Source organism: Dysgonomonas gadei ATCC BAA-286 (genome assembly GCF_000213555.1).
Classification (GTDB): Bacteria; Bacteroidota; Bacteroidia; order Bacteroidales; family Dysgonomonadaceae; genus Dysgonomonas; species Dysgonomonas gadei.
Genome location: NZ_GL891983.1, coordinates 156,322 through 167,324, shown reverse-complemented (window position 1 = coordinate 167,324; position 11,003 = coordinate 156,322). Strand labels below are relative to the sequence as shown.

General features: G+C 41.7%; 7 protein-coding genes. 4 read left to right on the top strand and 3 right to left on the bottom strand.

Annotated features, from left to right (window positions below; genetic code table 11):
- Positions 1-661 precede the first annotated feature (661 nt).
- Genes HMPREF9455_RS10740 through HMPREF9455_RS10725 form a run of 4 tightly spaced genes read left to right on the top strand, consistent with a single transcriptional unit; the run spans position 662 to position 3,984 of the window.
- Positions 662-1,510 (top strand): sulfite exporter TauE/SafE family protein, encoded by an 849-nt coding sequence (locus tag HMPREF9455_RS10740; protein ID WP_006799713.1) that lies wholly within the window; start codon positions 662-664, stop codon positions 1,508-1,510.
- 46 nt (positions 1,511-1,556) lie between these two features.
- Positions 1,557-1,970: a DUF1634 domain-containing protein gene (locus HMPREF9455_RS10735; protein WP_006799712.1), complete on the top strand. Its 414-nt coding sequence runs from the start codon at positions 1,557-1,559 to the stop codon at positions 1,968-1,970.
- A 45-nt stretch (positions 1,971-2,015) separates the two neighbouring features.
- The gene (locus tag HMPREF9455_RS10730) at positions 2,016-3,017 is read left to right on the top strand and encodes a M28 family metallopeptidase (protein WP_006799711.1); all 1,002 of its coding nucleotides are present in this window, start codon (positions 2,016-2,018) and stop codon (positions 3,015-3,017) included.
- Between the two features lie 4 nt (positions 3,018-3,021).
- A complete protein-coding gene (locus HMPREF9455_RS10725; protein ID WP_006799710.1) occupies positions 3,022-3,984 on the top strand; it encodes a M28 family metallopeptidase in 963 nt (320 codons plus the stop codon).
- A gap of 74 nt (positions 3,985-4,058) precedes the next feature.
- Here the strand turns inward: HMPREF9455_RS10725 and HMPREF9455_RS10720 are convergent, their stop codons facing one another.
- The 3 genes from HMPREF9455_RS10720 to HMPREF9455_RS10710 all read right to left on the bottom strand — a co-directional run bounded on the left by HMPREF9455_RS10720 (position 4,059) and on the right by HMPREF9455_RS10710 (position 10,572).
- Positions 4,059-5,231: a glycoside hydrolase family 130 protein gene (locus HMPREF9455_RS10720; protein ID WP_006799709.1), complete on the bottom strand. Its 1,173-nt coding sequence runs from the start codon at positions 5,229-5,231 to the stop codon at positions 4,059-4,061.
- A gap of 133 nt (positions 5,232-5,364) precedes the next feature.
- On the bottom strand, positions 5,365-7,296 hold the full coding sequence (locus tag HMPREF9455_RS10715; RefSeq protein WP_006799708.1) for a RagB/SusD family nutrient uptake outer membrane protein: 1,932 nt from the start codon (positions 7,294-7,296) through the stop codon (positions 5,365-5,367).
- A gap of 15 nt (positions 7,297-7,311) precedes the next feature.
- On the bottom strand, positions 7,312-10,572 hold the full coding sequence (locus HMPREF9455_RS10710) for a SusC/RagA family TonB-linked outer membrane protein (RefSeq protein WP_006799707.1): 3,261 nt from the start codon (positions 10,570-10,572) through the stop codon (positions 7,312-7,314).
- Positions 10,573-11,003: the final 431 nt, after the last annotated feature.

Here is an 11,003-nt window from a genome sequence, read left to right as displayed (position 1 = left end):
CCCCACCGGAGCTGCGGTTTTGGGTCGCCGGAGGGATGCAGCCTTGATTTTTTGTTTCGTTTTGCATCAAGGCAAAATGAAAAACAAGCCGACAGGCGCGTTAGAAAAAATCTAACATTTTTATATTACAATATACTGTCTCAATTACTGATTGGCTTTAATTCTTAATTGCTTTCCCTGTTACCTTGGTTACTTTTTAACCATATATAGTTAGCAGATGCAAAAATGACAAGATAAAAACAATAAAAAAACTGTCAGATGTGTCAGGTTTTAACTAAATATGGTCAATAAACGTGAATTCGGCAATAAGTTATGAATTATGAGTTATAAATGATGAATTGGACTTTGCACCTTAGCATCTGTGCGTGAAAATACTGTTTGCTGCTAACTGTAAATCACTTATGCGATAGCTAACGGCTAAAAGCTATCAGCTAAAAGCTGAAATACTTGTTACCTTTGTTACCTTTTAACTAAACATAGTTAATGTATGTGAATCGTTTATGAGGTTAAAGAGATGTTATCTTAGGTTTATGTCAACATAAATAAAGCTAACTTGTTTACTAGACAGGATTCGCAGGTTTTATATTTGATAATATTACCGTTTGCTTTCCCTGTTTCCCTTGTGAAATAGTATCTTTACACTCGTAAAAAAATAAATGAAATGGATTTAAATTTAGAAGTATTCTCCATCATCCTATTTTTCGGTGCTTGCTTTGCCGGATTTATCGGTTCACTGACAGGATTGGGTGGGGGAGTTGTGGTAATCCCCTTACTTACTTTGGGGTTTGGCGTAGACATGCGCTATGCGATAGGAGCGGCTTTGGTAACATCGATTGCTACATCGTCGGGTGCGGCGGCGGCTTATATCAAAGAAGGAATAACGAATGTGCGTATAGGGATGTTCCTCGAAATAGCGACTACCACCGGAGCCGTGATAGGCGCTATAGTGGCTATGTATCTCGATAAAGTATATATTGCTATTATATTCGGCTGTGTATTGATTTTTTCGGCAGTACGCTCTATCAGCAAGAAGGAAGAGAATATCGATTATGCTGCCCCGGGCGATAAGCTGGGCGAAAAACTAAAGCTTAACGGTTCTTATCCCACAAAAGACGGGACGATAGAAAAATATAATGTACACAATGTAGTGGGTGGTTATTCACTGATGACATTGGCGGGAGTTTTGTCCGGACTGTTAGGCATCGGTTCGGGAGCTTTGAAAGTGTTGGCAATGGATACAGCTATGAAGATACCTTTTAAAGTATCTACCACAACGAGTAACTTCATGGTGGGTGTAACAGCTGCCGCGAGTGCGGTTATTTACCTACAACGCGGATACATAGACCCCGGACTGGCAATGCCTATCGTTGTGGGAGTATTATTGGGAGCGTTCTTCGGCTCTAAAATACTGCCTAAGACGAATGTGAAAAAATTACGCTTGCTTTTCAGTGTCGTGATTTTCTTCCTGGCTGTTTCGATGATATATAATGGTATAACAGGTAAACTGTAAACAGTCATCAGTAAACAGTAAAACAACTCATAACTAAAACATCAGTATGAATATATTTACAAAAGAATTTTGGGCCGAAAGGGATATGGAGCTCTTTATAGGAAAACTGCTTCGCTATGGAGTTACCCTTGCCTGTGGTATTACACTTCTGGGAGGTATTATTTACCTTTTCCAGAATCACGGGGTGTCTATGGAGCATTACAAACCGATTCCGGACGGGCAGCCATTTCCCGGAGTAGAACATTATCTGAGGGAATTGTCTACTATAATTCCCCGTGTTTTATCTTTCGATGGCGCTGCTATTATACAATTTGGGGTATGTGTGTTGATTGCGACACCTATATTGCGGGTTGCTTTTTCTGTAATTGGCTTTCTGATAGAAAAAGACTACATGTATGTGGTGATAACCTTAATTGTTTTATGTATTATTGTAGCTAATATGCTTTTAGGATTACATTAGGACTAGTTTATTAATTTGTTTAGTACAGATATAACCAATAGATAGATGGATAAAATACTTCTTATAATCGCTTTTCTTATATCTCTGTCTGTACTCGGGCAGTCGGGAAAAGATACAGGCCTCGGCAGTATCAACAAGGAAAGTGCCGAAGCTTATATCGGGTTCCTTGCCAGTGATGCTTTGCGAGGACGTGAAGCGGGTCAGAATGGCAGTTGTATAGCTGCGGAGTATATCAAATCTCTGTTGCAGGATATGGGTGTTAAGCCTCTGAATACAGATTCTTATTTCCAGCCGTTCGAAGCATATAGCCGTGAGCGTCAGACACGGGCGCGATTTTCAGTACATCCTGATTCTATAGCTAGATATAAGCAGGAAAGAGCCTACAGAAAGCTGGAGTTGAAAAACGTTCTGGGATATATCGAAGGTAAAAGGAAAGATGAATATGTGATTGTCGGCGCTCATTACGACCATCTGGGAATGGATGAGAGCCTGGCCGGAGATAAAATATATAACGGTGCCGATGATAATGCTTCCGGGGTATCAGCTGTATTGCAGATAGCAAAAGCTTTTGTCGTTTCAGGTCAGCAGCCTGAGAGAACGGTTATATTTGCTTTCTGGGACGGGGAAGAATTGGGCTTGCTGGGTTCTGAATATTTTGTGGCTGATTGTCCTTTTGTATCATCTGTCAAAGGATACCTTAACTTTGATATGATAGGCCGTAATAAGGATGAGGCGAAACCGGAACACGTCGTTTACTTTTATACCGAATCGCATCCGGCATTCGGAGAATGGCTCAAGGATGATATAAAAGCATACAAACTGAATCTGAAACCAGACTACAGACCGTGGGATAAGCCGATAGGAGGAAGTGATAATGCTTCTTTTGCAAAACGAGATATCCCTTTGATCTGGTATCATACCGACGGACATCCCGATTATCATCAGCCTACCGATCACGCAGATAAAATAAACTGGGATAAGCTGGTGGATATTACCAAGGCCTCTTTCCTTAATCTATGGAATATGGCAAACCTGAAAAACTTTTAAAAACATGAAACATATACTTACTTCTACACTACTCTTACTCTCTATCTGTTGCTTTTCTCAAACCCCTGTAGAAAAGGGTTTGTCAGCTATTACCCGTCAGGATGCCGTTACTTATATAGGGGTTCTGGCCAGTGACAGCCTTGAAGGGCGAAAGGGAGGCGAACCGGGAGGTGCTAAAGCCGCCGGATATTTAAAGGGTATGCTGGATAGCATAGGTATAAAACCTTGGCGTGGGAAATATTTTCAGCCTTTTACCCCATCTCGTTTTCAAAGTTTATCGGGTAAGAAACTATCGTTATGCAATGTACTGGGATATATTCCGGGAAAAAATAGTGATGAAATAGTAATGGTAGGTGCTCATTATGATCATCTAGGGATAAGGGCAAATGAAACAAACGATAGCATATATAACGGAGCTGACGATAATGCTTCGGGCGTATCGGCTGTATTGCAGATAGCAAAGGCTTTCGTTGCTTCGGGGCAGAAACCGGAACGAACTGTTGTTTTTGCACTCTGGGATGGTGAGGAAATGGGGCTTTTGGGCTCCTCCCATTTTGTGGAAGAACATTTTTCATACATACCTGTTCCGTTGCTTTCACCTATCCCGATAAAAGGATATATCAATTGTGATATGATAGGGCGCAACAAAAACGGAGACGGTGCTCATGTTTCTGTATTTTATAGCGATAGTAAACCGGTATTCGGGGAATGGATAAAGTCCGGTATAGAAACTTACAGTCTGAAACTCACCCCTGACTATCCTTCCTTAGACAGTTCGCCGGGAGGGAGTGACCATATGCCGTTTATGCAGAAAGGTGTTCCTGTGATTTTCTATAATACCTATCTGCATCCCGATTATCATAAACCTAGTGATGAAGCCGATAAGATAAATTACGATAAGGTGGTGGATGTCACTAAACTGGCATTTCTGAATCTTTGGAATATGGCTAATCTGGAGAGTTTCTGAACAGAGTGTCGGATAAAAAATATGCCAACTCTGAATTAGATGTTGGCATATAGTTTATTGATGATGTGTCGTTATTATTCGATAGGATCTCCGGGTGCTTGTTTGCCGGGATCATAAATGGCAACCCCAACTTTAGAATCGGCACAACCATAGTATAGGAACCATTTGTTATTGAGATAGGCCAACCCTTCTATAAAGACAGTACCATCAGTGTATTGACCGCTTTTTTCGAATTCGGCCATTGGGCGGAAGAAAGGGGTATCGAGCCGTCCGATGACTTTATATGGGTTCTGCAAATCGAATAAGACCTGCCCGGCGCTGTATGTGCCCGCATTGAAGCGTTCGTCACGTCTATCATCAGTTCTGTTCTTGCCATTGTACAGGAGCAGGATGCCTTTATCGGTCATTATCGCCGGAGGGCCGCACTCGGTAAGGGCGCTGTCGAAATACTTATAGCGTGGATAGATAAGGCCTTTCAGCTCGTTCTTTTCATTGAGGAGAGGAGTCCAGTTTATCAGGTCGGTCGATGTAGCGGCATTGATCATGTGTTCGCCCCAGTACATCAGGTAGGTTCCGTTTACTTTGGTAATTACGAGTTTATCGTCTACTACCTTGGTGACAATCGATGCTGATTTGCTCGCGAGGTCTTTGAATCGGCCATCATATGCTTTAGCGAAAGCCGGGCCGTGTTTTTCCCATGTGATGAGGTCTTTGGATGTGGCTACACATAGGCGGGGAACTTGCCGGTTCCAAGCGGTGTACATCATTACAAATGTTCCGTCTTCGGTCATGGCAACACGCGGGTCTTCACAGCCGCCTTCCCATTCATATTCCTTATTGTTATCTTCAGCCGGATATAGGACCGGGGTATTGCGTAATTGCATTGTGATACCATCTGTGCTTTCGGCTAAGCCTATACGGGATGTACGTTTGCCTATGCCTGTGGCAGAATTGTCTTCGGCACGGTATAAGACATAAATCTTCCCGTCTTTTACAGCTGCTGCCGGATTGAATGTATCACTTTCTTCCCATCCTATAGAATCTTTCTGCATAGGACAGAAGAATTTCGTGGACGGATTGGGTTCGATTAGTGGATTGACTCCGTCCGGACGGATAAATCCGCCAAAAGCCCATTCCGGAAGGATGTTAGAGTTATCTGATACAGATGCTTTACTTTCTTTCTTACTACTGCAGGAAAGTATACTAAAACAGATGATCAGAGAGAAAAATGCTCCTAAGTGTTTCATGTTCAATTGATTTTTGTTATCATTTCTATTCTAAGGTTCTCATTTTATATTAAAGGCTAAAGATAAATAATAAAGGCCATAAAATAGTGAAAGAGAGCTGCAAACTCTCTTTCACAAGATAACCAATAAAAATTTACCAATCTGGATTCTGTACCAGATTCACAGCCTTCTGTAACTCAGTCTGCATAATAGGCCAATAATAATGTTTAGGAGCTTCGAATACCCGTGTTTCCTTGCAGAAGCGTTCCATCCTGTATTTCTTGCCTCCAACTTCGATTTTACCATTAGGGTCTTCGACAGGCATCATACCGTTGATCATGCGTTGGCATTTAGGATATGCTTGATGGTATTGAGCCCAGTAGTTTTTAGACCTTTCGTTGTTTGTAGAACCTGCAGCCAGCCATTGTTGCTCTTTCTTTAACTCCGATTCGGTTGTCGGCTCCAGATACAAACGGCTATAGAACGTTCTCTTATTCTCATAGTAGAATTCCACACGGCGCTCACGCTTTATGTATTCTCGCATCAGGTCTTTGTTTGTTTTGCAGGCTACTGGCATAGGTGCCATAAAAGAGCGGGCTCTAACGGTATTCACCAGATCGTATATTGCCTGATTAGGTCCCGATACCTCATTTACAGCTTCAGCATATATATATATGAATTCCGGTAATCGCCATACTGCAGGGGCACTTATGGAAACACTACCACTCCTGTTCCAACCTTCTTGCAGGTATTTGCGGTGATAATAACCGGTGGTGGTAGCATTACTTGCCCCGATTTTGTCACTGCCTGAGGCTGTATTTGTAACGGATGGATTGTTTCCACCATCGCGGAACGCGGCTCCGTGGAATATAATATCACGGTAGAAACGAGGGTCGCGTCTGACTGACATATATGGATTAGTGTCATCATATCCGTCTGCTACAGCTTTACTGTCATAGATAGGATAACCGTATCCGTCAGGAGAAATATACTCGTATTCATCTACCTGTTCCTGTACAGGTTGCTGACGGGATCCACCTCCACGGCTAGGAGGATACATATCACCAAACCATCCTTCATACTTGTCCTTTGTTACAAACCAAACGGCTTCGTTCTTGAATGCTTCTTCGTCGTAGAACATTTGCCAAAGGCGGGTATATACAGTAGACCCGTTATAGTCTTTACCACCGCTATCATTGAAGTCTGCATTAGTATATTTGGTATAGAGGGAATATCGAGGTTTGCCATCAGCCTGAAAATCAAGCACAGCTTTGGCTGCATCACGGGCAGCTTCCCAACGCTTAACATCATAAGCATATTCAGATTCAAATTCGCGTTTTCCTGTATAACCGTAACTGGCAGCTCCGTTGTACATAGGTGCAGCAGCAGTCCATTTTGCGATAGCAATCAGTCCTAAGCAAGCTCCTTTGTCGGCACGGGCAAAATCTATCCCTGTCTGATTTGCAGGCAGACGGTTAGCAGCTTCATTGGCATCGGCTGTAATCTTGTCAACAATCGTATGTACCGATTCTTTCTTGAAGTCCATAGGTTGGTTGGCATCTACTACATAATCGATATACGGTATTTCTCCATACATACGTACTAGTAAATAGTGCAAATAGCCTCTGATGAAATATGCTTCTCCGACTCTTTTATTCAGGTCGCCCGGATTGATAGGATTGTCGGGAGTGTTATACTTTGTAACTCCGGCAATGATTACATTGGCCCGGCGTATAGTATTATAAATACCTTTCCAGAACATATCGTTGTTAGGCTGAGGCACAGCTGTGGGGCTCCAGTCGCCGCTATTGTAACGGTTTGTGATATTTCCCTCCACGTTAGTAGCCTCGGCTTCATCGGTCAAACCCGCAGAAGAAAAGTGCGACAGCCATGTCATTGGCGCATTACATCTTTTTGTTCTCAGGTATAAGTCTGTTACAAGCTGGTTTACCTTCTCATAACTGGCAAAGGTTTTTTCTTCAGGAATCTGATCGTCGGGTTGCTTGTCGAGATATTCGCTACATGCGGCAAGAGACATCAGCATGACTACCAGCATACCTCTTAATATATATTTGAAACTTTTCATATTCTTGTTATTTTATTAAAATGTAATATCCACACCAAAATTAAATACCTTCAATATAGGATACCAATCTCCTCCTCCATTACGCATTTCAGGGTCAACATCTACATCTCCAAGTTTGTCCCAAGTAGCCAGATTTTGAGCCTGAGCATACACTCTGACATTACTTAGTCCTGCTACTCTTATTATTTTTCGAGGCAGTGTATAACCAAGTTCTATATTCTTTAATCTTACATACGAACCATCATACATGAACAGAGAACTGCTTTCATTCTTATTATTAGAGTGTGTGCCAATATGCAGAGCCGGATATTTGGCTGTCGCAGCAGTTTCTGGAGTCCATCTGTCGAGATGCATTGGTCTTACACGCCCTATCTTGTCTTGGTCGAAGTTAGGGAAATCGAATACTGCAGCATCTTTCAACATGATGGTAGAGTTTGTCGCACCCTGGAAGAGAACACTAAAATCGAATCCCTTATATTGTAACGTGATAGGTAATCCGAATTGAATCTCAGGGCTGCGGGGATATCCCATCGCCATACGGTCATTCTTATCGGTAATAACACCGTCTCCGTCCAGATCTTTGTAAACAGCATCTCCCGGTATCAAGGTGCCCCATGGCTGATAACCATCAGCATTCAATCTGTCTGCTTCGGCTTGGTCTGCAACAAAGTGGTCGAACACATAAAGCATATTTACATCCAGCGCTTGCCCTGTTTTCCGTCTCCATACATATTCATAGACAACTTCATTCATGTAATCAACTCTATTACGGGCAAATGTGAAATTGGGTTTGATGAAATATCTAAAATCTTTGCCTATCTTATCAGACCATGTTACCTCAAATTCGAAACCATGATTTTTTACTTTACCTGAGTTTATACGAGGGGCATCTTTCCCTACTATATCAGGGAAACCAAGTTTGTCACCTGTCAGTTCGGTGAGGATATCATACCTGTTTTCGTAGAAGTAGTCGAATGATACTCGCAGTCTTTGTCTTAGGAAATTAGCATCTAGTCCGATGTTTAATTTTTTTGCTTTTTCCCATGTCAGTATTCTATTAGCCAGACCACCTTCTCTCCATCCACCCGGGTTTGTGTTGAAGCCACCTTCACCGAAGTTGTAGCCTTCACCACCTTCGAAGAACTGTAGATAACCAAACCTTCCGCCCGGGAGCTTATCACTACCAACCAGGCCGTATGAACCTCTGATCTTTAAGAAGTCCATCCATGATTTAGTGTTATTCATGAATGATTCATTGGAAATTACCCATCCCACAGACCCGGCAGGGAAGAATCCATAACGTTTTTCTTTCGCAAAGTTCTCGGAACCATTATACCCGAAGTTAAATTCTGCGAAATAGCGGTCTGAGAAATTATAGGTAAACTGTCCTGTCAGGCCTTGATATCTGTGGTCGGCACGAACTTTATCTCCATCATATTGCCCTTCTGTGGAGCGATTGAACAAAAACATTCCGGTCACATTATGATTTTGCGCAAATGAGTTCTGATACATTAATTTTGCCTGATAGTATGTCCTGTTAGAAGGATTACTCTGGGTGAAGTTATTACCTACCGTCTGGTCTGTGTTGTATTTATTACCGGTAGAATATACTCCGTCGTAATGACCGGGAGTCCTGTAAATATCAATACCATCTTTAGGCTTGAATGTAGCGTAAGAAGGATATTGGCGATAACCTTCGCTATAGGTATTAACTTCTCTTCTGGTCCATTGCTCTTCACGGGCATCATAAGAGAAAGTTCCTTCGATTTTTAATCCTTTTGTAATGAAGTCCAGATCGTATCCCATCGAAAAGCTACCTTCCAGATAAGTGTACTTTTGGGTGTGATAACCCGAACGGGATAGTTCTCCTAATAGATTGAAACGATAAATCTGGTCTCCGAACAGCATTCCTTTAGGATTATTGACAAAATAGCTTTGATTAGCCGGATTATCATTCTGTTCCAGTACAATAGGCAGATAAGGAGGTTGTGTCATTGCAATATTCACCAGACGGCTGGCCGCCGAACCAATATTTGTACGGTCTGTTATTCGTGCGCCCAAATCGAGTTTCACCCAGAATTTATCTGTAATATCTACATCTATATTAGACCGGAAGTTATATTTCTTGAAATTAGGTGATGCATCATAATCGGATAGGTCTACATGTCTGTAATTGGTTCCCTGATTCATATGTCCGGCCATAACAAAGTATCTTACCTTATCTGTACCGCCGCGAACCGACAGGTTATAGTCTTGCTGGGCGGCAGATTTGAACATATAATCGAAATAGTCCCAGTTGTATCCCAAGCCATCCGAATTATCACCTTTGGCCATTCTGAAATTGGCAATAGCTTCGTCAGTGAACGGATATTTAAAGTTTTCCAGTGTTCCGTTCATCATCGCATCGTTTCGTGATGCTTCATTATATAGAGTGGCATAATCGGCAGAACCTAACAAATTGGGGGTCTTACCTACTTTATTAAATCCAAAAGAAGCCTTGAAATTCACAGAAGCCTTTTCCGAAGCCTTACCGCGCTTGGTGGTAACGACTATAACTCCATTGGCCCCACGGATACCATAAGGTGCAGTAGAAGCAGCATCTTTCAATATGGTGAATGTTTCGATCTCGTCTGCCGCCAGATAGGACATGTCGCGTTCTACTCCGTCAACAATTACGATTGGCGATTGATCCCCATAAGTGGACTTACCACGAATAAACAATTCGGATTTATCTACGCCCGGCTCTCCTCCGCTGAACTGGTTTACAATCAAACCCGGAAGCCGTCCGGCTAACGCGTTGTTTATATTTGCGGTGGGACTTTGTACGAGGTCTTTCGTCGTGATGGTTGCTACCGCGCCTGTGATATTCTCTCTTTTCTGAGTTGTGTAACCTACAACTACAACTTCATCCAGCGCCTTGATGTCCTCGACCAGATCGACATTTAAGGTTGTTCTGCCTTTCAGTTCTATCTGTTGCGGCTGGAATCCGATATATGAGAAAACGAGAGTAGCTTCGGCATACGGAACTTTTATGGAGAAGTTACCGTCTGCATCCGTCATAGTGGCAATGTTTGTTCCTTTTACAGAAACGCTGACACCGGGTAATGTCTCTTTGTTAGAACTGTCGAAAACTTTCCCTGTCACTTCTTTCTGGGCTTGTTCGGTTTTATGTACTGAAGCCGATATATATTGCGGACTTCCTGTTGCTAATAATGTTATTATAAGCAATCCCGTTCTTATGCACATAAATACTTTCTTAGTAAAAATGTCTTTCATAATAGGTTAATTAAAGTTAGTAATTAGCGGTTCTTTACTATTTAATTGTGTCTCAGAGAGGCGTTTTATAACTCTTAGACACAGAGGAATATCCAGTCGATAGGAGTTTTTTGTTATTTTCATTGTTATAATAATTACGAATAAGGTTAGTTGTTAAAAATCTCTGATCTACTGTTATCTTTTTTGTTTTCCCATAGGCTATAAATTTTAGAGGTTAATAATTGGATTTTTAATATGAATGGATGTTTTCCCTACTTCCAAACTATAATTTTAACAGATGCATATAAACACGGAAAACCTTCTTTCGAAGAACTGATCAGTTCTTCGAAAGAAGGTTTTCTTAATAGAAAAGAATAGTCGGATTTTATCAGTTATATCCGCCCTATTGTTTTTTTGCCTTTTTTTTAATTAATATGTTCTCTCTCTCTCTC

What these genes read in the sequence shown, in the direction of transcription:
- HMPREF9455_RS10740 (WP_006799713.1), top strand. Translation starts at nt 662, where the DNA reads ATGGATTTAAATTTAGAAGTATTCTCCATCATCCTATTTTTCGGTGCT.
- HMPREF9455_RS10735 (WP_006799712.1), top strand. Translation starts at nt 1,557, where the DNA reads ATGAATATATTTACAAAAGAATTTTGGGCCGAAAGGGATATGGAGCTC.
- HMPREF9455_RS10730 (WP_006799711.1), top strand. Translation starts at nt 2,016, where the DNA reads ATGGATAAAATACTTCTTATAATCGCTTTTCTTATATCTCTGTCTGTA.
- HMPREF9455_RS10725 (WP_006799710.1), top strand. Translation starts at nt 3,022, where the DNA reads ATGAAACATATACTTACTTCTACACTACTCTTACTCTCTATCTGTTGC.
- HMPREF9455_RS10720 (WP_006799709.1), bottom strand. Translation starts at nt 5,231, where the DNA reads ATGAAACACTTAGGAGCATTTTTCTCTCTGATCATCTGTTTTAGTATA.
- HMPREF9455_RS10715 (WP_006799708.1), bottom strand. Translation starts at nt 7,296, where the DNA reads ATGAAAAGTTTCAAATATATATTAAGAGGTATGCTGGTAGTCATGCTG.
- HMPREF9455_RS10710 (WP_006799707.1), bottom strand. Translation starts at nt 10,572, where the DNA reads ATGAAAGACATTTTTACTAAGAAAGTATTTATGTGCATAAGAACGGGA.